Below are 23,893 nucleotides of genomic sequence, written 5' to 3'. Positions count from 1 at the left end.
TGCAGATGAACGATGAACACCCGCATCCGGTGCCTGATGGTGCAGAGCCTTCTCCTTCGCAACAGGATGACGATATTGCCGCGCTGGAGCGCGAAGCCCGTGCAAGGCGGGAAGCGACGCTTCTCACCGCGCAGGACGATGAAGAGAACGACCCGCTACAACCCGCCGTCAATAAACTGAAAAAGCGCAGGCGCGGGAAAGCCACCGCGTTTCTGGCGATCGCCGCCGTTGCGCTGATTGCGCTGGCATGGGCGGGCAACTGGGTATACCGCAATCTACTCTGGCAACCCGGTGAAGAGAAGCGGCAGGATGCTACGCCACAGACAAACCGCAGCGATTATCGACAGCGTACCGATCTGGGTACGCAAGATACCGGAGTCGAATCATCGGAACCGGCTGAAAACAGCCCGCGCATGACGACAGCCCCGGAGCCTGAAATGCCGCCTCAACTCGATAAAGCCCATTTTCTGGTTCGGCGCGATGGTTCAGCCGCTGCGGCCCAAAACCTGGTACGGACCCGGCAGCAGGAGATGTCGCAGGCAACCTCTGACAGGCAACCGTTAGGAACGTCATCCACGGATCAGCAAAACACCACCGCGCCACAACCGGAACCCTCCCCTGCAGCGGTCCGGCGTATTCCTTACAACCCGGATCTGTACGTCCCGGAAAATACCGCTATTCCCTGTTCACTGGATTACCGCTTTGTCTCGGATCGGGCGGGGAAAATCCGCTGCACGATCGCCGAAGATATCTGGAGTGCCAGCGGTAATACTAAGTTGATTGAAAAAGGGACTAGTGCCTCAGGCATTTATCAGACTGGCGCAGAAACAGGAATGACGCACGGACAGGGACGCGCCTTTCTGATCATCACAAAGCTGCGTACCCGCCTGCCTCCTTATCTTGATATTCCGCTGGTCGATACCCGTGCTGCCGGAGAACTGGGCGAGGCTGGCGTTGACGGCTGGATCGACACGCATTTCAGAGAGCGATTCGGCGGCGCATTACTGGTTGGTATGATCCCTGATATTGGTGCATGGGCATCCAACAGTGCTGGTCAGAAAGATCGAAATACGGACTATACCGAAAACAGCCGTCAGGCCATGGCGGATATGGCACGTACCACGCTGGAAAACAGCATCAATATCCCACCGACCCTCGACAAAAATCAGGGGGAGATCATCAATCTGATCACAGGGCGGGATATTGATTTTTCCGGCATCTATACGCTGAGGATGAAGAGTGAATAATCGAAAGTTTCTGTTTGGCGTCACCGCGACAGACGTCATCGTAAGGGACGATTACAACAATGCCGTAATCAACGACGTAATGTCACACCTTAACGGGATCAGGAGAATAGTCATGAGATGCTATCGTGCCGGGGGCGCATTGACAGAGCTCATCATTTCCTCAGGGGAAGAACAAACGTTCTGCCTCACCATCTGTGAAGGTCCTCTGGATGTAGCGCCTTTTACCTCAGACGATATCCGGCTGGCACATAAGCAGATATCGCTGCCTGACGTCACCGATATTATCATTCTTGCGACGACATTAGCCCGCTATGCCGGACTATCCCCATCCTTCTCCGGTGATGGAGAATCATCTGCCTTGCTGGAGTTCAGCTCGTAGTAAATCGCCAGTTGACGTAGTTTTGATATTTCAAGGTTGATAACGGATTTTCCTGCGCTGTTTTCCCGTTCAGAAACAACCGGATTGAGCAGGAATACACGGAAATACCTGACGTTATCTGTGTCCAGAATTTCATCGATATAATGACCAAACCGGCCTTTCGCCATCAGATCTTTACTGACATACAGGCGAACAGGTTTACCCTCATGTTTATCAAAGAAATTAATAAGAAAACCCCGTCCATACCGATGCATTAGCGTCCCACCGCCATAAATGACGCCCGCGTAGAGGTTAGTCAATCCTCGCTGAATATGCGTTAAATATTCATGAAGATAAACCTGACCGTGATGCATGATCCTGAGTCTCAATGCCCTGAACTCATCCTGAGGCAGCGTCTCTTTCGCTTCCTGCCATGTGTCGATCAGTCGCTGAAGCTGGTTAGTTCGCGTATAGCGGCTCCAGCGGGGCTCTTCACCTGTACCGGGCTTATCATCAGCCCCGTCAGGTTTTTTTACATATGCAGGAGTAACAAGCTTATTGGGATCGGCTGGCTCATCATCAGGATCATCAATTGAAGGATCAAAGCAGTTGATATAGTCCGTCAGCTTTTGCTTTGCTTTTCTTTCCGTGAAATCAGCTTCTGATTCGTCCGGACGTCTGTCCTGATCGACATCCTCGGAGAACGCGATCCATTCACATCCGAACTTGTGAGGATGGGGGGAACGGAAGTGTGCAGCCCTGAATTTTTCGCCATCCTCAGCTTTGACGTGATAGTTAACGCCGCTAATGGTGACATTACAGTTGCGATCGCTACAGGAAAAAGTGAACCGCTTTCTTTCTTCCGGCTTTCTGGAAAAAAATTCCGTTCGCGCTTCATCAATGGACAAGCAGCGCCCCAGTTCATGGCAATAAGCGAACAGTACCTTCGTCTTCGACATGCGCCCTCCATACGTTCATCCGACTCAAGGATATCACATGAAAAACCTCTCTCTCGACCGCTATAAGCAGCGATTTTTTGGCGATTTTTTGGATCGCCGGGGACTGACAGAGATCGCCGTCAACCGCCCGGGTGAGCTTTTCACCAAAATTAACGGCATTTGGGAACAGCACACCGTTCCGCTGGATTATGAGGGCTGCTACAACTTTGCCAGATGCCTCGCGAAGCATCACGGCGACAATATCGAAGATATCAAGCCGGGGCTGTCAGCCACGCTGGAATCCGGCGAACGTTGTCAGGTTATTGTGCCCCCGGCCTGCGAGCGTAACACGGTGTCGATCACCCTGCGTAAACCCTCACAGGTGCAAATCCCGCATCAGGACTATATCGCCGCCGGGTTTTATAATCGGGTGACGGGCACGGAAAAAACGCAGACGCACGATCAGGAATTACTGGCATTATATAACGCGAAGGACATTCCGCGCTTTATGGAGAAATGTGTGGAATACGGCAAAACCATTGCGGTGGCCGGGGAAACCAGTACCGGTAAAACCACCTATATGAAGATGCTGATTGGTTATATCCCCCGCCATCTGCGTATTACGACCATTGAAGATAATCCGGAAATCACCTTATTTATTCATAAAAACTACGTCCACCTTTTTTATCCGTCGGAATCGGCAGATGAAAAAGGGTCAATTGTGACGCCCGCCAGCCTGCTGCGCTGGAATTACCGCATGAATCCCGACCGCATACTATTAACCGAAGTGCGTGGCGGTGAGGCTTGGGATTTTCTCAAGATAACTGGCTCCGGCCATGAAGGCAGTATGACCTCTGTCCATGCCGGTTCAGCAATGGAAGCGGTAGACGGGTTTATTACCCGTTGTTATGAAAACCCGCAATGCGCCCGACTCCCATACACCTTCATGTTACGCAAGGTACTGGACAGTCTGGACGTTATCGTGAGTATCGACCTGGACGGTAATGTGCGCCGGATGAATGATATTTATTTCCGGCCACTGCACCGCAGCACCTTTTTTGAGGAGATGAAAGCATGATGAAAGTTATCCATATTTTGTTATTTTTACTGGTGATTTCTGGCTGTTCTTCACCCCCGCTACCGGTTCCTGTTGAATGGGATAAACCGGGCCAGTCAGTGAATACCGGTTTACCGCAATGGCGGGACAACCCGGTTATTATTCCTTCTCCGATGATTAAATATAAATGGTTATTATCCATTCACGCACGGAATTTTAATGAGACACACTGGACGCCCGCCGTATTTTACGCGGTCGCCCACTCTGCACGTATTGTTGTTGCAGCGCCATCAGGCGCAGAATTCTTTACTGCAAAAGACTGGCTGCGTCAATATGGCGCAAAAGGCGTTATTGAATATCAACCTGTCTCTGGATGCCTGACATGCAGCGACACCCGCATTTATTTTTCACATTAAATCCTCCTCTCACATTCTGAAATTAATCATAGGCTAAAGAATCCATCATGAAATACTTCGTTATTGTGGCGGCAATGCTGTGCATTGTCGCCGGAACACCTGTTTATTCTTTCGCAGCCGACCCGTGCGAAGTGGTGCTTTGTATGTACGGTAAAGCAACCGGAAACAGCGGAGGAAGTGAATGTCGTTCTGCGGAGCATGTTTTCTTTAATATCGTTAAAAAAAATAAGCACGGTTTTTTACCCAACCACACACTGAATGCCAGAAAAGCCTTTCTGGGAGAATGCGCCAGTGCTGACCCGGAGGCGGTGAATAAAATCCTTTCCAGCTTTGGCAGGTTCAGAGGGTAATAAATCCTCGCCGTTATCTTAATATATTCCCTGCATGGAGAAACAAAAGTGAATAAAGAAGACCTGTTTATTGCCAATATTCACTCAACTCATCACGACAGAATATCTGTCACGTGTATCTATGATTCTCTGTCAAAAAGAGCACATCACGGATGTGGGCTTTATTACGAAATATATGAGAGCCGATTTGTCGGTTTATTGCGAGATCAGCTATCACAGCTTAATGAATCGGACGCAGAGAAGCTCAGACGGTATGCCGAAAGTCAGGGAACGAAAATCGATGATGAAACGTACCATGCGGCATTAAACGCGGAACGGGAATGCCGGGCTGAAATAGCCCGCGAACAGATGTGAATCACAAACATTGATAATGTCTCGAATGACGCCACAGACTGGCAGACAGCGGGTTTCAGGCGTGCTTATTTTTGGCTTCAATTTCGGAGAAATTGCTAAGCCGTAAAATAAGCATGTGGAGCGCGGACAGAAAATTCAATTTCGCAGAAATTGCTAATTTTCAGGCACCGCGCCCACCTGCGAACATTCGCCCAAAGCGAATTGAGCAGGCCGGGGGGAGCCGAATAAATTTCGCCGCCCCAGCGAGCGAAAAGCTGTCGCCCACGACAGCGGTTTATTTGGGGGGCTTGCCCCGCACACCGTCAAGCCAGGTAATATTTCCCGCCCCAGCGGGGAATATTACCGATCAGGCGCGACCAACCCCTTTAAAGCAGCGTTCCCGTTTTTTGGAGCTTGCGAGAAAAAACAGGCGAAACGCGCGTCTTAAAGGGGTTGGTCGCGCGTAGCGGGCGACGGTGTGCCGCCTTTGACCCTGGGGATTTTGGCGCGGCGTCCAGCCACGACATTACCCCCATGTGACATGCAGGGAGAGCGTCCAGCCCGAGCGTAATGTCACACGCCGTTGCCCGTCATTCGGGCTTTTCAGGAGACTGACGACCACTGGTCGGCTGTTTTCTGAAAGCGCGGATAACGGGCATGAGCGTCGGAGACGTTCATTTCTTTTCATCCTTTTATGGGCGTCATCAATAGGCGTAGCGTATGGGCGTGGGGTTTAACGTCCATCGATGACGTCCATGTGATGCGCCCTTCACACCGAAATCAGACCGGAGATCACTGCGATGGGAATCCATCTGATGCAAAGACTGAATGCCTTTTCGGATGCCTTTTCTTTTTTTCTGCTCTGGCTACAACACAACCCGGTAATATTGTCCGTATTTGCCGGGCTGACGCTGCCATTCATCTTTCATCTGCCACGTGAAGAAAGAAAAAATGCCCCCCTCTGGTTAAAATCGGTAGCGGGTGTATCCACCTTCTTTTTCATATTTGGCACCCTGTCACCACTGACCATTCAGGGGCTGAGTTTTTTCTTCAAAGTACTCGACAATAACATTCTGCTCAGATTATCACTCTGGATACTGACGGTCGGTTTTACCCTTGCCGGTCTGGCTTTTCATATTTCTGCCCGAAGGCTGCTGGCGGGTGAAATCGACAGTTTAAAACATCGGATGATTAAAAAAAGCAAACTGGAAAGAAATGTCAGAACAGATGTTCGTGAAGTCAGAAACATGTTACCTGACAGCATTGCGTATAATCCGTTGGATTATATTGCGCTGAATAACGGTATTTTTATCGGGCTGGATAAAGATGACCAGCCGCAATATATCACCGCCGAAGAATTTCAAGCTCAACACGCTGATCTTATCGGCACCACCGGCTCCGGTAAAGGGGTGAGCGCCTGCATCCTGCTTTATCAGGCAATACTTTCAGGTGAAGGGGTATTTGTAGAGGACCCAAAAAATGATGAGTGGGCACCACATGTTCTGCGGGAGGCCTGTCAGAAAGCCGGAAAACAATTTGTTCTTATTAACCTGAATGACCTTAATTTCCAACTTGATTTACTGGCTGATATTTCTCATGAACAACTGGAGGAGCTGTTTAATGCCGGTTTCAGCCTGGGTAAAAAAGGCGAAGGTGCTGACTTTTACCGTATCGCCGACCGTCGCGCAGCCAGAAATACGGCAGCTATTTACGAAAAGGGAATGACGTTACGCGACTTATTTAACACTGACTTTGTGAAATCACTCAGTGAAGATGTGCCTGCTTTTTATGGCGAGCTTGAAGAAATCGCTTTAGTGAGTTCCATTAATGCCCGCAACGGATTTTCCTTAAAGACCATTTTTGATGAAGGCGGATGTTGCTACATCATCGGCTCAATGCGTAATCAGAAAATCATATCGGCTCAGCGAATGATTTTAACTCGCCTGATTCAGATAGCCGAAATGCGTGACCGGATAAAAGGCAAACCTCGCCCGGTCGCTATTTTCCTTGATGAACTCAAGTATCACCTGTCCCGCCCTGCGCTTGAAGGACTTGGCGCAGCGAGGGATAAAGGCGTGCATATCATCATGGCTCACCAGTCGGTAAAAGATTTGTATGACTGTCCGGCAGATCTGGAGGGTGACGCCGTTGCCGGTTCAGTGATTGAGAACTGCAAGTTTATGCTGGTTTACCGCCTTCGCGATCCGGATACCGCCGACTGGGTGGCAAGGATGACAGGCTCTATTCTGGTAGACGATGAAATGAGAAAAGTTAAAACGGATATATCCCTGACGGAGAAAATAGAAACTGACAGGATGATCCGCCAGGCTGAACGCTATTACATAGACAGCAACATGTTGCTTAACCTCCCCCAGTTTGTTGGTTTTGTTTTTACCCAGAATGATCTGGCGAAGGCAACCAAACTATTCCACATACCGGCGAAAAAGCAATATATCGACCTGCTTTCATTTGAGCAAACAAAAAACCTGCATACCGAAAAAGAAAGCCAGATCCACAAACCCTCCATTAACCTGTGAGGCTATCAATGCTTGTTCATAACGTTGCTGAAAGAAATGAAGCCGCAAAACGGAGAATGCGGGCCTTACTGTATTTTCTCAAGGAAGAAACGTTCTCTGATTTCCGGACCTTAAAAAAAGTTGTCGGCTATAAAGGAAAACATAACCATGCGATGTATAACCTGCTTAATAAAGCGGTTGCGATGGGCTTCCTGAATAAACATGAATACCCGATATTGACCGGAAAAAAATCATTGTGGGGGATCACCATGCAGGGACTAGCGATGGTGGTCAGCGCTAATGACAAGGTTTTCCCTGCCTATTTTGAGCCGGGCAAACTCAGACACTGGACGCTGGAGCATCGCCTGTTAAACCAGCGGGTCAGGATCGCCTTGGAGGAAAAAGGCGGCACAGGCTGGCTTAACGGCGACCGGGGAGAGTTTATGGCGCGGTACCAAGGTATCCGGCACCGACCGGACGGCATTATTACCTTAAGCAGCGGTGCCATCGTTGCGGTGGAAACAGAGCGCTCAATGAAAACCCGCGCCCGTTACATCAGCATTATTAACAGTCATCTTGCCGCCAGCGACGCCGGACGCTGGCACTATGCGATGTATGTTATGCCGGATGATAAAACGAAAGAATCACTGGTCAGGCTGTTTGGCAGCATCAGGACGGTGATGAGAAACAGTGTTCCCGTTCCGTTTGATGCGAAGCACCGCGAGATGTTTCTGTTCCGCACAATTGATGAACTGGAAGGGAGTATCAGTTATAAGCAGGAAGCCCCTTCTTCATCAGCTCATGGAGATGACGGGAGGGAATACCATGCATGACGTTCTGAGCCATGGCGACTGCCTTGACGTACTGCGCAATATTCCGGGCAACTCGGTGGACAGCATCGTGACCGACCCGCCCTATGGTATTAAATTCATGGGTAAGGCATGGGACTATGATGTTCCTTCACAAGCCATCTGGGAAGAATGTCTGCGCGTACTCAAACCCGGTGGTCATCTGCTGTCCTTCGCGGGATCGCGTACTCAGCACCGGATGGCAGCACGTATTGAGGATGCGGGCTTTGAAATACGTGACATGATTGTATTTCTCTATGAGACCAATAATGCTGCTCATGCCCTAATTGAAAGTTTATCGTCGGACCAGCTCAAATTGCTGGACGCGGCATTTGGACATGACGGAATGCTGGGTTGGGTATACGGTTCGGGTTTTCCTAAATCTCACCACGCGTTAAAGCCCGCACTGGAGCCGATTACCCTTGCCCGTAAGCCATTCAGGGGGTCTATAGGATCGAATCTGTGCGCGCATGGTACCGGCGCTCTGAACATCAGCGAATGCAGGATCCCTCTGGTAAAAGGGGAATCACCCTATGATTATCCAAATGGACCGGGTGGATCTGAACCCAACCATATGTGGCGCGGAAGAAGTAAAGGTGATGGTGGTATCGCCAGACAAGGAAGCCCTGATGGTCGCTGGCCTGCCAATCTTATCCATGATGGCAGTGATACAGTACTTGCTATGTTCCCTGATACCTCTCAGCAGATAGAAATTAGCAGCGCCAGTCGGTTCTTTTATTGTGCGAAAGCCAACAGAAAGGACCGTGGTGATGGTAACAATCATCCATGTGTAAAGCCCACGGAGCTGATGCGTTACCTTTGCCGCCTTATTACTCCACCGGGCGGCACTGTACTTGATCCCTTTATGGGAAGTGGAAGCACCGGCAAAGCCGCGGTGATGGAAGGTTTCTGTTTCATCGGTATTGAGCGCGAAGCGGATTATGTGGAAATTGCTCGCAGGCGTATTGCGGCAGCACGTAGCACCATGGCTCGTTCTGGCGATGCAGGAATACACATTGACAATTGAATTCGGGTAAAATGCCTCTAAAAATGTTAGCGAAGATTTGAGCTAACATTTTTATGGCTCAAGGCCATAACCTAACCTGACAGACAGCTTTGTGCCAGAAGCGGACATAGCTAAGGAAATAGATTAAGGATTATGGCATCATTAATCAACAGAATATGGTAATCAACCACTCTATAACTAATACGGGATTTTCGGAGTAAATATGGAATTTGAGATTAGTCATGAATTCTTACGGAGAATGAAATTTAACCTTATAGACCGTGATAAAACCATGCATTTTCATGGTAAGTGCCCTCACTGTACAACTACGATTGAGTATCATGAAGTTCACACATCTTCAACTACACTTCCAGGAAGGAGCATCATTATTCCTGATATAGAAGAGGATGGAGTGATGATTGGGACCTGTGATAAATGTGCTGGAATATTTAAAGTTAATATCGTAAATCCAGACTACTCTGGACCTAGTAGCGGTTGGGAGAAAACAGATTTTTATATAAACTCTGACAATGATGAAGCCAAACTGTTAAAATACAAAGATCTACCACTGCTAACAGACTTCATTGATAAAAACACTGTATTAACAGAGAGGAATACGGATTACGATTTTTACAACCACCCTCTTTACATATGTGATGACTGTGAAGAGAATCTGGAAATAATTTCATTTGAGCTTCTAAAGAGTAAATGGGAAGTAATAGCAAAAAAACACTGGGAGTTCACAAATTGGTCCCTCTCTCAATCTAGAGGGCCGGCTCCAAATAATATCATGATTAAGTTTGCTTTTGAATGTAAATGCGGGAAAAAACATGATGCAAATTTTGTAAGTCGATATCAAGAAAATAACTCATTCGAAGCACAAGCATTCTCAATTGTAAATATATTTGGTTCAAGAGAACTATCAGATGTGATTTTTGGCGTTTATTCGAAAACCACCATAATGACATGGCTTTATAAATTGATTGCTAGGTGGAATTTCCTTTATGCGAAAATCTACATAATATCTCCTTTTGTTGGCCATCAGTTCCTTAAAAGCCAAGGGAAAGTAGATTCTTGGCTTAATTTGCTAAACCGTTTAAATCCAGAAAATACCTCCATGTTAGTAAGGAATGGTCAATCTAAAGTGTTTAAAGAGTCCTTTTCAAAAACAAATGAAATAAGCTATGAGCAGATGGAAAGTTTTAACTTGGGATCCGAGTTGATTGGCGAATTAAAAAATAAAAATGACTTTCATGCCAAGATATACTGCGCCATTAGCAATGGGAGATGTGAAATAATGAATGGCTCAAGTAACCTAGTTGAAGGAAAATCATATGAAGTAATTAATTTTGACGTGATAGACTCTTACACAAAAACATTTGAAAAATTTTTAAAGCCTCTAGGCATTGATAATATATCGAATGATTTATCAAGTTTGAGATCAAATGAATATTCGCTGATCTTTGATGAAAATAATTCATTCAATGCATTTACCTATCATCTTTATCCCGAGGATTACATCAACTTTTCAATTTTTAACATCAATCCCAATTCATCGCGATGATGAAAAAAACTGCTAGTTAAGCGTGTGAGTCGCATGCCCATTCCTCGCTTACAGCGGATCTTCAACTTAGTAGCTTGTCGCTTCGTACAGTGAGTTCAACCAATGGATGCAACACTTTTATTCAACAGTTGAGCTCACACTAGATCAGACAAGATAATCTCTCATCAATGACGCCAATTCATCATTAGAAAGCTCAAGGCAATAATTGGTCATTCTGTTATATAAATTCCTTGCATACAGTGCAGTTTCAGAAAGTTGTCTATTCTTATCAAAAATTCTATGAAAATACTCAAGGCGAGTATATGCTTCCGGATGTGCACCTTTAGTTGATGAAATATTTATAAATGACCCGAATCTATGACGTATGATCTCCTCCATTTCTTCAATGAAGTTCATATGTTCAAAAAGAAGCTCGACCGCCTCAATTGCGTCCGCATAAACAATGACTGAATGCTTACTTCGTGGTTCGTCATTTCCTTCCGTTATAATCGACGAAGCCATAAGTACATTTGCTAATGTATCGGCTTCATATTCAAACTGCTTAATTTTGTTCTGACGTTCAACATAATCCTTTATCAAACTGACTCGTTGAGGGTGTTCAAGGATATGATGGGATATTTCATGTAGGATTATGAAATCAAGTTGATAATCAGTGAAAGTTTTTACTTTCCAGCTCGATTTACCAAAAAGAAATTGTGGATAGAAATACCTTGGGCTACATGATGTTAAAAAATACAAGACGACTGGAATTATCTCAGGTAACGCACGCTTCTCTCTATTCTCCAGGCTATAAATCTCTGTTGACTGGAAGTGATAAATAAATCGGTTAAGTTCATGAAGGATCCCATTGAGTCCAAAGTTGGCTGTAACGTATTTTTGTCCGTTGATTGAACAACTTGTTGCATTGAGGCCTCTCCGGTGGATAGGGAAAAAGAATATCTCATCAAGTTGTGCTTCATTGATCAACTTATTTGGTATGTGACTCATAATTCTGAGTTGACTGAGCCGCAGCCAATAAGGCATATTGTATCTATTACTTCCGAAATTAGATGCTAAAAAATTAGCTTTCCTGTAGATGAGATTATTAAAAGTGCTATTGTGATAACTAATAGATTTTATATCATCATTAGATTCTGGCTCCTTCCATCCGAGTGTGATTGTACATCTAAGCTCAAGAAAAAACATGTCTATTACCGAGTCTGTCTCACCTGATAACCTTTTTTCCATCAAAACTACTTGGTCTTTTGTTAGCTCTGGCAATTGACGATAGTCTAGTGTGCATAAACTTTCCAAATCTAGGATGGTTGCTTCCATGAAAAGGGGTGATTCACCAGCTTGAATTGTTAATGCAGCAGCTCTAACTACTATATCATCTATATCATCTTTGCTTATAACTAGACTAATGATATCCCAGTCAGTGCTTATTTTGGCATGACTTATTGCGTTAAAATCTACGACTGGACGATCATCCATTCACTTCTCTCCTATCAAGCAACTTGTCTTCCTGAAAATATTCATCAGCTTTCTTTATATCCATAGCCTGCTGAAAAAGCAATAATATCAACTTGGAAGTGTTTTTAGTAAAAGATGTATCAAGCTGAACATGCGCTGATATAGATATTCGATATGAACACTTTCCTGAATCTTGATCTGTTTCATTTCGGTATGGCGAATGAAATAACTATTTCCAATATCTGTAAGTGCTTTTGCCTCTATTTCTAAAATCGATCTAAATTCCGATGTATGGGCTGCCGCATCAAGTAACTTCTTCACAGACTCTCTTTTGTCAGTTGGATAAGATATGCTTTTGAGCCGCTCCCAAAAGTCCCAAAGCTCTTTAAGTGCATCATAACGAATGGTGACATCATAGTTGATTATTTTTTCATTCGCGCGCATGAGCATGCTGCGTAACTCTTTCTCTACAGGAATGCTTATGCTTGCCATCATTTGCTTCAGTTCCGGGCTTAGCATTCGAATGATATCACCTGATACAAGAAGCTCGTAAGCAAGGCCGTTTCTGGCAAATATTGTGTTTACCTTTTCCCTAAATTCTTCTTTACCAGCTTCAATTTGAAAATCGTCAAAGTGGTAATGCCTGAAATAGCTGTGATAGCCCCCTTTAACAGGCATGGCCACATGTTTATAGCAGAACTGGAGTAAATCCATTACATCCAGATAGTTTGGAACAAAAGGTATCATCTCCCTAGACCAAGATGACGATTCCTCTGATTCAACTTCTGTTGCCAATGGCCAGTCAAGATTTGGTATCTCAGCCTGTAACGCGGCTTTGAGGTCTTTGACCTCGGTGCCTACGCATCCCTGCCCATCGGGACATTCTTCAGGAAAGTCTTTACCGAAGTATCCGTTGTTTACCAGAACATTAATGTATGAAACAAGCCCAGCCCAGACTTTAGTTGTTACTTCGTTATTTATCCGTTGAACGGGGCCTCTTTCTTTGTCGCTGAAATATTCCACATCCGCTCCTGTAGGTTTAATGACCTCACAAATTTATGTCTGAATGTGCTGTCGGGCAAGCATCAATCTATTGAAGTGTGGGGTTCTGGCTTAAAAAATGACTAGTGATGCTGAACCTCATGAAAACAATAGCTGTTCGTGATTGCACACATGAGTCTAACGGCAGAGAGCCTTTTGTTACGTTCCCGTTTACCTTAACCGGTTTTTTATCGTTAGGTCGATAGCCTTGATGCGGTGTTTCTCGTAGTTGTGTCGGACTTATTACGGGAAGTTCTGCTAGTGACCATCTCATCCCATGACTCGTAAGACTTAGCTCCTCTAACGATGATCACCTTCCATCTCTGAAGTCGACGGGGGAGGTTTTCAAATGACATATTCTCTCCTTGCATGCTTTTATCACTACAGATTAGTACGCTTGGATCCGATGTCTGGTTGGCTGACCTACTCCCATTTGATACAACGGCCAGTTAGTTATATCTGAATTATTCCTTGACCACCGCCCAGTTGATCCCCAAATGACAATGTTAGTGATACTACTATGAGCGAACTTCTGCTCCTCGCTCACAGCGGACATCGTTCTTCGGGCCGGTCCGCTCTGTGCCAATTGCAGACGTTGTTGCACTGCAAAAATATCTTGTCCGGATCAAGGTATCGCCACCACTTGTTAGGTGGATTAATCCGTATTTATAACAAATACAATTCCCGGCTGTACCTATAAGCTGTTGTCAGTTATACAAAAGCGATGTAGTGTTCCACACATTAAATTTACAAACGTGGAAAAGTCCGTGTTTAGATACAGATTTTTCCTCTGAATAACCGCATATTTCCAAAGGTTTATCATGAGTAAGTGGCTATTAGACAGGCTATTTGAAGCCGGTGATCAGGCAGAGCCCCGGTTTGCGTTTCAGGGGACTGTAAATTGGATGAGGGCCCTTGCCGAAGTCGTTAACGGTGGCGCTTGTGCCGATGATAAACTAAATGATTTATATGCTCGGGTACAACGTAGACCTGTCAATCGTGAAGCTGATACGCTTGTGTTTGAGAACACAATGATGGCCTTACATAATCTGTCATCTTTGAAAAGTATGAATAAAGATGTCGAAGATAAATATGACATATGTCGTTCAGCTATTATTTCTTGGTATTACAGTATCTATTTTTCCGCTAGCGCGATGGTTGCAGCATCTTCTGGTTCTATTCAAGAGACACATACAGCCACAGCAAAAGTTTGGCAGTCAGATATCGCGGAAAAAGAACTTATCCCATATCCATTTAACCTTCTTCTAACTAGTTTAGTTTCAAACACTGCTGATGCCGAGATTGCTGCATATAGAGGTGCTAACCGTTTCGACCTGAATGATAGAGCTTATGATAATGAAACTGCTCATGGTGCACTGGTTTCCTATCTAAAGGGGACTCATGGCTACAAAAAGTGGGAAACAGAAGAGAGGGTGAGAACTTCTCGTGATTTCAAAGCTCTTGGTGTTGACAACTTTCGCACGAAAGCTGCTCGCGAAGTTCGCGATCACGCACTAGAAAAAGGACAAGTTAATTTCCTTATTCAGGCATTTAGATACCGTGGTAAAGCGAACTATCGTGACTCTATATTTTTATCCTACGGTGACAACAACGAAGCTATTATAGAAAAATTTATCCAAGATTTGTATGACGTCGCTATTGGCTTCATTAGGGCTACTTCGCATTATTGCAGTCGAAGAGTCGAGAGAGGTACGTGGGCTGAGTTTGTCGAGGATATTTCTGATAACTCAAGGTTGTCTATTGACTCTGTCGTGCTTGAAATATAACAAACAATTTAAGAATGGCTCAGCACGCTTGGCATTTTCAGTTTGGTTCAAATTTAGTGATTAAGGTATTCAAATTGAGTATGGTGAATATGTGCTTCACACTTTAATTGGGCGTTAATGCCCGCTTTTCGCTCGTTGCCGACCGTCATGCTGAATCGTGTTATAACAAAGAACACGGCCAGATCAAGTCTGAGCCTATACATCTAAAGTGATGAGCGGGCTCTTTGCCGCCCGCCCCCGCAGCCTGCGAATTTTTCCTGACACACAGTGCCACGAAAAATTCGTAGGGAGGTTATACCTTTAACACCACCACGACTCTGCCCACAAGAATATATTGTCAAAGCCACATTCCTTTGCGGCTTCTTGCCCCTGCCCTCAGGCTTTATCCATCAAATAACGATGTGCTTTTGATGCCGCACTGGCGGCTTTGAAAATATAGCGTTTGTCGTTTTTCAGTGCTTTCAGCCAGGAAGCGATATAGCTTTCGTGCTGAACCTCTCCGAGAATTCCCAGATCCGCCATAAGGAACGCGCTTCCCAGCTCGGCGATCAACTCCTCATAAGCATAATCCTCACTACCAAATTTTCCTTTAATCTCGCGATTCAGGCGGCTTTTACCACCACTCCAGTGCACCAGTTCATGCAGTCCAGTGGCGTAGAAATTGGCTGCATCTGAAAACAGATAGCGCTCTGGTAGCCAGACTTCATCAGTTGAGGGTCTGAAAAAGGCGTTTTGTCCTTTCTCAATAATGTTTGCGCCGCTCTTCTGGAACAGATTTTCAGCCTTCGGCAATGGGTCAAAGGTTGCTTCCGGGCTGACTGTTTCAGTTGTCAGAGGCAAGCCGTCAATTTGCTGAACGTTAAACACGGTGAAAGTTTTCAGCATCGGGATCTGGTCGATTCCACCGTCTTCGTTTTCTTTCTCTAAGGTTGTATAGAAAATGGCTGTCGTGCCGTGCTCGCCTTTGCGAACCTGCCCACCTACTGCCTGTGCTTGTTTGTAGGTCATCCAGCGTGAATCACCGAAGCCCTGTTTTGACGCACTGCACCACAGCAGCATGATATTCATTCCGCTATACGAGATACCGGTTGCGAAGTTGCAAGGCAACCCAGACATGCCCGGCACCCGTTGCCACGGGCAAGACCATGGTTTTACACCGACTTCAAGCGCTGCAATGATGTTGTCGGTGACGGTCTGATAAATATCTGTTCTGGTTTGAGAAAACTTCGTTTTTGAGGAGCCTGACTGCTCCAGCGGGGATACGCTGGTCGCCGCTGCGGTGTTAGGGGCGCTAGTCTGGGTGGTATGCAGGGAAATGGTCATGTTTTTTCTCCGTCAGTGGTGTGATTTTCGTCTTCGTATCGCCTGACGGTTCGCTTTCCCGGCATCGTTCCGTCCCGCAAGGGCGCAGAATGCGTGCCATTTACCCTTGCGGGACGGGTTGTGTTGGGAAACGATTAACCGGAAGCTGATACGGGAACGAAAATCACGCGGGAGAAAAAACTGCTCCTGCATAGGCGGGCGTAGCGCCCCTTGTTCCAGAGTGGTGAAAGGGATTTGGGGGTTGGGGTTGGGGTTGGGGGTTTCCTGATAGAATCACATAGTGGGTGATAATATGTTTATCAACCGAGTTAGGCATTCATGTTCGCTGGAGATGGTTTGTTCTGTAAAGTCTCGCTCCGCCATTCTGATTCGTATATATGATAGCTAAATTAAAATTTATTCAGAAAAATTAATCCAAACAACAAGTCGGTATAAAAAATAATATAAAAACATGAATTAACTAATAATTAACAGTCACTCCAAGCCAGTCAAAATTAAAATCCCTCTCCTAGATTGATCTCCCGACTAGCCATATCATTATATATAAGCACCTCCCATGTGCTAGGCAGTTGTGGTTACAACATTAAGGCGATTGCAGTTATATTTCCGGCCTTGTTGTGTCAGCCTAAGCTGACGCGAGCCCTAATGAACTTCGCTGGCTTATGTCTCGTTACTTGTACGAACCCAGAGTTCGATACTTTTTCAGGTTTAGTACGCCTGGACCTTACCTATTTTGTCATTACTTACGACTAGTTGAGCAATCGCAGGAGACTTACTGATTTTGAGTCCTTAACAGCTACATCGTTTCCGGCTGGTTTAAATACTGCTTATCGTGAGGCAGAATAGAGCAAATGGTTCTGGCCATTTTATTGTCCAGCACCGCCGATGCAAGGTTTACTGGCCGCTTTTTAAGGAGTTCTATTACCTAGGGCCCCGCCTCTTCACCTTTTGAGCTTGCGTTTTGCAAAAAATTTATTAACCATACATCCATATTTAATTTAAAAAAATCACAATAAAATATTAGGGAGGGGCAATCTAATTGCCCCCATAAATACTTCAAAACCCCAAATCTTATAAGCCAAGTTTATCTTTAATCCACAACCAAATTTTATTAATCACGCTCTGCTTGGAGTAAATGCGATTATAATGGTCAATTCGGGCTTGTTGCTCTCTATACCTTCCTTCTTGGATTTGCTTTTCAGTCCAAGCGCCGCACCATACTATCTTACCTTTTCTAATATAATAGTGAGATTTACATTCTTTTTGCCAATTACCTACAGAGGGATGTAAAGTTGGCCCCTGCTCAGTTTTAACAATACTCCACTCGTTGACATCTATTGGGGTTCTAATCTTTGCTCCGCATCCACATGCACATAAATGAGATGCCGTACCAAATCTTTCCGAGTAATAAAGGGTATTTGGCTCAAGCTCTCTAGGCATACTATCAACTTCAACTAGCTTTATAGTAAAAGTTTTCATGATATTGACTCAGATACAATTTTCAAATCAGATATGTTGAATAATGTATGGTAAAAGTCTTCTTCACTCGAGTAAAATCCTTTATATTGCTTAAATTTTATAACTGCCAAGCAGGCATTCAATGCATTGAGCTCGCCGATTTGAATATTAGTGCGATATAAATTATCCCTTTGTTTAGATAAGTCAGAAAGATTTTTATCCAACACTTCTTGGGCGCTCCCCTCCGGATAGTAAGTAGTTCTTATCATTCCGCTTAAGGTTCCTGATTTCTTAGATAAGCCCATGCCAACATCAATGTAAGGTATTCCTAAACTAATTAATGCTTCAAATATCTCTGCTCTTGACTCCCCATTATCTACACAGACAAAAGCAAAAGTCACTCCCTGTAGTAACTCTAATGATTCTGTACCAATCTTCTGTGTTTTAAGGAAAACTCCATGTCTGAAATTATCATATCGCTCCTGATATACAGTGCTTTTCTTTTTCTTAAACTCGGTATTTTCCGTTTTCCCAGGAGACCTGAAAGCATTATGAATGAAGAAATCGTCGAAATCGAACCCCCTTATTTCCTTGACTGGAGTCTTGACCAAAAAATCAAGAATATAAGAACCAGTGCCCCCTAGCCCTATAATTGCTACAATTTCACTTTTAAATTTATTCGACAACTCAACTATTTCGGCTCTGCTCGTTAAAGTATCTTGGAATTTAAAAACGCTATTTTCTTCTATATCAATTTTATGATTAAAGGTATAAGGATCAACATTGTATAATTCCATAGCTGGTCCAGATATTATTGATGTATAGCTTTCAATTTTTTTAAAAAAATCTTCAAAGTTGCCAGGTACCCCTTTTACATAGGGTTTATTTGAAAATTGTCTTTCAACTATTAAATCTGTACAATTTTCGCTTAATGTTAATGTAGCAGGACGGTCTGCTAAATTCGGGATCAACATGCCGTTTACATCACAAGGAGATTCTCCGGTAAAAAAAACCTGATGATCTTCTTGCATAACAGTTTCTGCGTCTTTATATACGATTTTGCATATAAATGCAGCGTACAATAATTCCTTACTTTCATTTAAGTAAGGAATATCTCTAATTATCAGATAATTACTATCGAAGCTTACCGCATAACCTTTTTCAACTAACAAGTTTAAGTCTTGATTATGACTGACCAGTTTCTGAAACATTGAATTCAATCCCATTTTTTACATTAATGATAGCGCCTTTAGTGAGAATGCCTTCAGGCTTTACCCCTGGACCTTTTTTATATTTAACAGAATACGTTATTTCAGGGTGGGTAGCGTAATCAGGCACTTCCAATGTGACTACCTCTTCATAACTAATTTCTTTTTTGTACCACTTATGTAAAATTCCTTCTACAAAAATATCAAATGATAAGTCAGGCTTCTTTTTAGTATAAAAGCGTTCAACACTGGGTTGGGTAATATCTATAAGCCTATCATCATTAACTATTTGATCAGCCTCATCCTTATACTCTAAAAACAGATCGAAATCGCTTGAGTTTTTTTTGATAAGTTTCTTTATATCACCCCCCCTGATTGCCCTCGGCCAAACCAAGTTGAGACCATCAACAGTAAAATTATAACTAGCATCGCCTTCTATGATATAAATATCGCTAGGGCTGGAAATATCTATTTTTTCATTAGGCCTTAATTCTTCCAGCTCTAAATTTTTTACCTGCTGATAAACCCTATAATTTTCAACTGGGTGCACACCAAAAACATCAGCCAACTCTCCACCTGTAACTTTGGCATCGTCAAAGGTGAAATCACTAAATTCAAATTTATCATCGGAAATTTTAACAACGTAGTTATTGTTACTCATTTTTCACCTATCTTTTTTAGGAGGAATCATCATTGACTTTTTAAATCGAATTCATGTTTCAATTTATTACCGAAAATTACGACAGTCAAGTAAACATGAAATAATTAGGATTATTTTTATAAGTAATTGTTTTTTAACAATTATTTTTTAAGAATGAAGATTAAAAATCGAATTTCGATTAGTATTTACATCTTGCTGACAAATAATTTTTCTAAGAGAGGATTTAGGTGGGGGTTCGGGCTGCTAAAAATAGACTGCCCTACTCAGTGATAACTTCCTGCATGCCCGGCAGATGCTCATGCCAAATTTTTGCGATCAGATAGCCCATAAGTTCACGTTTTATCGTTGGTTTTAAAGCTTTTTTCGATGACATCTTTCAGTGCCCCATATTCACGACCAAGCTCGGTAAACATCCTTTTGAGACGACGGTTTTCATCCTCAAGGCCTTTCATCTTTTTGATATCAGAGGCTTCCATCCCACTGTACTTAGCTTCCCAGTTGTAGTTCGAGGCCACAGATATGCCTGCTTCACAGCAGAAATACTTGACAGTACGTACGGCTTTGACGGACTTCAAAACGGCGATGATCTGGTGTTCCGTGAATAGGGTTCAACGCATAGCGATGTCCTCAGGGAACATAATCCGGCTGTCGGAAGATCTCTAAAAGTGGATGATTCGTTTTGCAGGGATGCTTAAAGGAGGTGCTCATATCATTATATATAACTTGCCATAATAAAATGACACATGCCGTAATAAACGGCATGAAAAAATTAAACTAGTATCTTCTTAAAAACATCTCATGCTGTTCACCAGGATATTTTGGTGTAAGCAAAATATCATTTTCATCACCTAAATACTTATACTCTGTGGAAGAGAATATAAATTGAAAATTAAACTTTTGAGATAACTTCTTCAAATTAAAAATGAAGTTATTGATATCTTCGTAATGTATCTCATGCTGTTTAGGCGTATCGAATATAGCAAACATGAACGATTTATTTTCTAATTCAAGCATGCTTTCAATTAATGCACTACGATAAGCAAGTATAGCTCTTACTTTTGTACTTCCTTTGAGTTGCTCTAAAGTTTCAAAACCTAGAACAGGGCTAAAATCTTGCTCAAATGATATATTAAAATCTATATTTGGGGTTTTTAAAACTTTTAGCCAACTGATGTACTTTTCTCTCAATGTAGATTTAACCCGCGTTAGCCGTGGTATTGACTGTCTATTTTTACCTAACCCCTCCAGTTTATCTAGCGCATTTTCCCGCTTATTAAGCATTTCGACATACTTATCCTCCAAAATTGATATTTTATGTAACTCACTTTTTTCTAACTGTAATTTAAACAACATAGATGTTATTGCAGAAATTGCATCAATTACTGATGAGAGGTCCTCTTCTTCTATGATTCCATTTCTCATAGAGTTGAGGTCTTCGACAGTTTTATTAACATAAGCTATTTCTTGTGTGATTTGATCATATCGTCCTCCATCCAAATTCAAGCTTCTTTCAATATCCTTGATTTGATCTTTAAGATATAAGAGATGTTTTGCATAACTTTCCGAACTACGCGAAAACATTTTACAATCAAGAGACGGACATATTTCTTCAAAAGAACGAAATATTCTTTTAGCTTCTTCGTTAAGGTTTAACGTATTGATCTCTGTATTAATTTCTTTCATTATCTGAACTAATGAAGACTCTCTTCTAGCGATAAAACTCAGTTCTTCGTTTAAATCCCTCAAGTTTTCTTTTTGTCTTCTTATAATTTCATCAATGCTATGAAGGGAATCATTCTTCAATGACTTACTATTTTTCAATACTGAAAGTTCATTTTTTAGATCTATAATTGAATTATCGATAAATTCTATATCTTTATCTTTATTAGCCTCTTTAGCTATTTCAATATCTCTTCTTTGTATAGCCAACGAGTTATCTAGGTATTTAATTTCCTCCATTATATTAATGGATTTTTTCTTAACATCGAAGGAATGTTTTTCGGGCAAAAAGAATACAATTCTAAGCATTTCAGAGAATTGATCTTTTATAAAATTACTTGGTGAATAATAAAACTTTGAATATCCGAAATCCTGATCTAAATAAAAAATTGGTAAAATAGTTGCTAAATACGGGTATGATTGCTTATTTTGGGTTGTAAGAAGAGATGGATATGCTAGTGATAGCTTTTCTAGGATATATTTAGAGTAATCCGCTTGATTATAAAACATTGATTTTTTGCTATTACATACTAATGATAAAATGAACTCAGTATGTTCAAAATCTCTTGTCGCCCTAAAATTATCATTTCCTATGGTAAAAGTAAGGGTGGCCGATTTGCATAGTTTATAAATATCCTCTCTGAACTTACATGGATACCCTAAGCAATAGGAGATAGATTGTAATAATGGAGTTTTGCCACATCCATTTGGGCCATAAAGCTCAGTTATATGCTCCCCAAAAATAAGCTCATCTGATTCAAGACCTGAAAAATCTCTTCCATTTATTTTGAGACTTAATAATTTCATAAAATTTCACCGTCCAATTTTGAATCAACGCAGTAATTCCTGTATGCTCTATCTATCAAGGCTAGATTATAAGACAAATCACTTTCATATATAAACACTTCGTCAATAACTTTCTTCCCCAATTTCGTAATGTTTAACTTGTTATTTCTTTCGTCTATTATAATTAGACATACTGACTCAAGGAAATTCAAAGCGGTAACGGTTCGTATCCTAAGATTTGCTGACCATCCTAATAATTGTGATGATCCTTTAAAACCTAGCATGACATCCTCTAAAAGTTTCCCTACCAAACCTCCAACTTCATTTACTCTTGGTTTCACTCTATTTTTAGATATTAAAAGTATTATCATAGCTATTAAAGGAAGTTGAAAAAGAGCTTCATTATTAAGGCCAACACTTTCTTGTCTTTCAATATTTTTTATATCTATTCTAATATCTTTTTGAGATATACTATCGAAAAATTCATCGTAATTCATTTTGAACGCTCTACAAGTCTCGCAAAGAGGCTTCCAGTCAAAGCTTCTTTATCTAAAGAATTAAGTAAATTATTTTCAAATAACGAATCATGTAATTCATTAACAACCGATCTTAAGCCTGAGAGAAATAAAACACCATGCATAAATGTCAGCTTATCTAATGTTGAATTTATTTCACTATCTATAGTAATGTAATCTAAGTCAGAAATTACATGTCTGTTTTTTCTTAACCACTGATCCCATTTTATTTTACACCTTGCAAAAAAATCAATTTGACTTTCACTAGCTCCAGCCTTTCTTAACAATCTCTCAATCACAGATGCTGATTTCAATGCATGCTCATCCCCATTATAAAGAAACTCATAATAAGCATTTTTGGAGATACTCAGTACATCCAATAAATCATCTATATCTATTCCAGACAGATCCTTAATATTGCCCCTTGAGCAATCGTTGATTTTTACGCTTGACTTACTATTAACAAGAGCTAAAAGAGAAAGTAATATCTCCTTAGCTTCAATATGTGATAAATCTATTTCGCTGTATTTAAAAATTTTTTCCTTTGCAAGAATCTCAAATGTTTCATGTTTGCTTTTTATATATTCAACATCGGTTTCAAATTTTAATTTCTTGAGGTTTTCTTTTATTTCTTCAATTTCGAGATTTTTCTTCCCGTCTCTGATAGAAATGAAGCAGTTATTAAACGAATCAATAATCAGCTTACAATGTACACTGGAAAACGCATCGGTTATAATATCATCAATGACATTCTCAATATCTTCGTCAATATGGGTATTTGTAAGAAAAATGACTTCCTTACAGGTATCTTCAAAATTTATAGTGTGTTGTAATAGTTTACCAACAAAACTATCTCTAATCATCTCATCTGTTTGAGGGTTTTTTTTAGTTTTTCTTTTTAATATTCCAAAAACTTCTCGAAGTTTCCATATTTCACGTAATTTCTCCTTAGTTTTGACTTGCACAAAGGTATAATGGATATCATTAGCGACAACTCTCTCGACCACAAAATCGTCGTGAAATTCACAAAACACACGTTTTACATCTTTACCTTCTAAAATTGATAAACACGCGATACTGGCCGCTCGAATTTGAGCGTTATATCGTTCTAATGTGTCTCTGCCTGCTTGTTCTCTCGGTTTAACCTCATGTAACTCAGCCATAACATTCCACATTGGTCCAAAAAACATATAGATAATGTAAATGCTGAAATCATTTTTTGAAACAAAAAATTCAGAAAATCAATCACAAACATCTTAATTCAACACTGTTTTTTTATCCAGTTAAAAATGCAAATTATCCATGCTTCA

Annotated in this window: 21 protein-coding genes and 1 pseudogene; 11 read left to right on the top strand and 11 right to left on the bottom strand. The window is 42.2% G+C overall.

What is annotated here, in order from left to right; all coding sequences use genetic code 11:
• Nucleotides 1–5 precede the first annotated feature (5 nt).
• Both virB10 and KKH3_RS21610 read left to right on the top strand, forming a co-directional pair.
• A complete protein-coding gene (gene virB10 / locus KKH3_RS05905) occupies nt 6–1,247 on the top strand; it encodes a VirB10/TraB/TrbI family type IV secretion system protein (RefSeq protein ID WP_039356882.1) in 1,242 nt (413 codons plus the stop codon).
• A 112-nt stretch (nt 1,248–1,359) separates the two neighbouring features.
• The gene (locus tag KKH3_RS21610) at nt 1,360–1,626 is read left to right on the top strand and encodes a hypothetical protein (RefSeq protein ID WP_234991496.1); all 267 of its coding nucleotides are present in this window, start codon (nt 1,360–1,362) and stop codon (nt 1,624–1,626) included.
• On the opposite strand, the gene KKH3_RS05900 is transcribed toward KKH3_RS21610, so the two are convergent.
• On the bottom strand, nt 1,557–2,564 hold the full coding sequence (locus tag KKH3_RS05900; RefSeq protein ID WP_039356881.1) for a hypothetical protein: 1,008 nt from the start codon (nt 2,562–2,564) through the stop codon (nt 1,557–1,559). The genes KKH3_RS21610 and KKH3_RS05900 overlap by 70 nt on opposite strands.
• Before the next feature lie 37 nt (nt 2,565–2,601).
• On the opposite strand from KKH3_RS05900, the gene virB11 reads away from it, so the two are divergent.
• The 8 genes from virB11 (at nt 2,602) to KKH3_RS05860 (ending at nt 10,633) form a co-directional block, all read left to right on the top strand.
• The gene (gene virB11 / locus KKH3_RS05895; protein ID WP_039356877.1) at nt 2,602–3,621 is read left to right on the top strand and encodes a P-type DNA transfer ATPase VirB11; all 1,020 of its coding nucleotides are present in this window, start codon (nt 2,602–2,604) and stop codon (nt 3,619–3,621) included.
• Complete coding sequence (locus tag KKH3_RS05890; RefSeq protein ID WP_039356874.1) at nt 3,618–4,016, top strand: cag pathogenicity island Cag12 family protein; 399 nt, start codon at nt 3,618–3,620, stop codon at nt 4,014–4,016. Before virB11 ends, KKH3_RS05890 begins: the two co-directional genes overlap by 4 nt.
• A gap of 47 nt (nt 4,017–4,063) precedes the next feature.
• Entirely contained in the window at nt 4,064–4,366 is a 303-nt protein-coding gene (locus KKH3_RS05885) for a TrbM/KikA/MpfK family conjugal transfer protein (RefSeq protein ID WP_039356871.1), read from the top strand.
• 48 nt (nt 4,367–4,414) lie between these two features.
• Complete coding sequence (locus tag KKH3_RS05880; RefSeq protein ID WP_039356868.1) at nt 4,415–4,720, top strand: hypothetical protein; 306 nt, start codon at nt 4,415–4,417, stop codon at nt 4,718–4,720.
• 779 nt (nt 4,721–5,499) lie between these two features.
• Nucleotides 5,500–7,236 carry a type IV secretory system conjugative DNA transfer family protein gene (locus tag KKH3_RS05875; protein ID WP_039356864.1) on the top strand — a complete coding sequence of 579 codons (1,737 nt, stop codon included), beginning with the start codon at nt 5,500–5,502 and terminating at the stop codon, nt 7,234–7,236.
• Nucleotides 7,237–7,244: 8 nt separating this feature from the next.
• Nucleotides 7,245–8,048: a MobC family replication-relaxation protein gene (mobC, locus tag KKH3_RS05870; protein ID WP_039356861.1), complete on the top strand. Its 804-nt coding sequence runs from the start codon at nt 7,245–7,247 to the stop codon at nt 8,046–8,048.
• Nucleotides 8,041–9,090: a DNA-methyltransferase gene (locus KKH3_RS05865; RefSeq protein ID WP_039356858.1), complete on the top strand. Its 1,050-nt coding sequence runs from the start codon at nt 8,041–8,043 to the stop codon at nt 9,088–9,090. Before mobC ends, KKH3_RS05865 begins: the two co-directional genes overlap by 8 nt.
• A gap of 202 nt (nt 9,091–9,292) precedes the next feature.
• Nucleotides 9,293–10,633: a hypothetical protein gene (locus KKH3_RS05860; protein WP_139338614.1), complete on the top strand. Its 1,341-nt coding sequence runs from the start codon at nt 9,293–9,295 to the stop codon at nt 10,631–10,633.
• Nucleotides 10,634–10,777: 144 nt separating this feature from the next.
• Here KKH3_RS05860 and KKH3_RS05855 read toward each other — a convergent pair whose 3' ends face one another.
• Both KKH3_RS05855 and KKH3_RS05850 read right to left on the bottom strand, forming a co-directional pair.
• On the bottom strand, nt 10,778–12,106 hold the full coding sequence (locus KKH3_RS05855) for a phage exclusion protein Lit family protein (protein ID WP_039356854.1): 1,329 nt from the start codon (nt 12,104–12,106) through the stop codon (nt 10,778–10,780).
• Nucleotides 12,107–12,193: 87 nt separating this feature from the next.
• Nucleotides 12,194–13,108, bottom strand: coding sequence for an AbiJ-NTD4 domain-containing protein (locus KKH3_RS05850; RefSeq protein ID WP_039356850.1), 915 nt, complete (start codon nt 13,106–13,108; stop codon nt 12,194–12,196).
• Between the two features lie 839 nt (nt 13,109–13,947).
• Here KKH3_RS05850 and KKH3_RS05845 point away from each other — a divergent pair.
• Complete coding sequence (locus tag KKH3_RS05845) at nt 13,948–14,913, top strand: hypothetical protein (RefSeq protein ID WP_039356847.1); 966 nt, start codon at nt 13,948–13,950, stop codon at nt 14,911–14,913.
• A 375-nt stretch (nt 14,914–15,288) separates the two neighbouring features.
• On the opposite strand, the gene KKH3_RS05840 is transcribed toward KKH3_RS05845, so the two are convergent.
• From KKH3_RS05840 to KKH3_RS05810, 8 genes and pseudogenes are all read right to left on the bottom strand, one after another.
• Nucleotides 15,289–16,236 (bottom strand): ArdC family protein, encoded by a 948-nt coding sequence (locus tag KKH3_RS05840; protein WP_039356844.1) that lies wholly within the window; start codon nt 16,234–16,236, stop codon nt 15,289–15,291.
• 1,071 nt (nt 16,237–17,307) lie between these two features.
• Nucleotides 17,308–17,715, bottom strand: coding sequence for a ubiquitination-like system serine protease family protein (locus tag KKH3_RS21595; protein ID WP_072034507.1), 408 nt, complete (start codon nt 17,713–17,715; stop codon nt 17,308–17,310).
• Entirely contained in the window at nt 17,712–18,905 is a 1,194-nt protein-coding gene (locus tag KKH3_RS05835) for a ThiF family adenylyltransferase (RefSeq protein WP_039356841.1), read from the bottom strand. The genes KKH3_RS21595 and KKH3_RS05835 overlap by 4 nt, the downstream gene beginning before the upstream one ends.
• Nucleotides 18,880–19,563 (bottom strand): multiubiquitin domain-containing protein, encoded by a 684-nt coding sequence (locus KKH3_RS21590; RefSeq protein ID WP_080756519.1) that lies wholly within the window; start codon nt 19,561–19,563, stop codon nt 18,880–18,882. The genes KKH3_RS05835 and KKH3_RS21590 overlap by 26 nt, the downstream gene beginning before the upstream one ends.
• 249 nt (nt 19,564–19,812) lie before the next feature.
• Nucleotides 19,813–20,150, bottom strand: a pseudogene (locus KKH3_RS05825) (transposase); the annotation flags it as partial.
• A 187-nt stretch (nt 20,151–20,337) separates the two neighbouring features.
• Complete coding sequence (locus KKH3_RS05820) at nt 20,338–22,089, bottom strand: hypothetical protein (RefSeq protein ID WP_039356838.1); 1,752 nt, start codon at nt 22,087–22,089, stop codon at nt 20,338–20,340.
• The gene (locus KKH3_RS05815) at nt 22,086–22,565 is read right to left on the bottom strand and encodes a hypothetical protein (RefSeq protein ID WP_039356835.1); all 480 of its coding nucleotides are present in this window, start codon (nt 22,563–22,565) and stop codon (nt 22,086–22,088) included. The genes KKH3_RS05820 and KKH3_RS05815 overlap by 4 nt, the downstream gene beginning before the upstream one ends.
• Nucleotides 22,562–23,746 carry a dsDNA nuclease domain-containing protein gene (locus KKH3_RS05810; protein WP_039356832.1) on the bottom strand — a complete coding sequence of 395 codons (1,185 nt, stop codon included), beginning with the start codon at nt 23,744–23,746 and terminating at the stop codon, nt 22,562–22,564. Before KKH3_RS05810 ends, KKH3_RS05815 begins: the two co-directional genes overlap by 4 nt.
• Between the last annotated feature and the right edge of the window lie 147 nt (nt 23,747–23,893).

The sequence above is a fragment of the Pectobacterium actinidiae genome, from assembly GCF_000803315.1.
GTDB classification, from domain to species: domain Bacteria; phylum Pseudomonadota; class Gammaproteobacteria; order Enterobacterales; family Enterobacteriaceae; genus Pectobacterium; species Pectobacterium actinidiae.
This window is presented reverse-complemented; position numbering and strand designations above follow the sequence as displayed.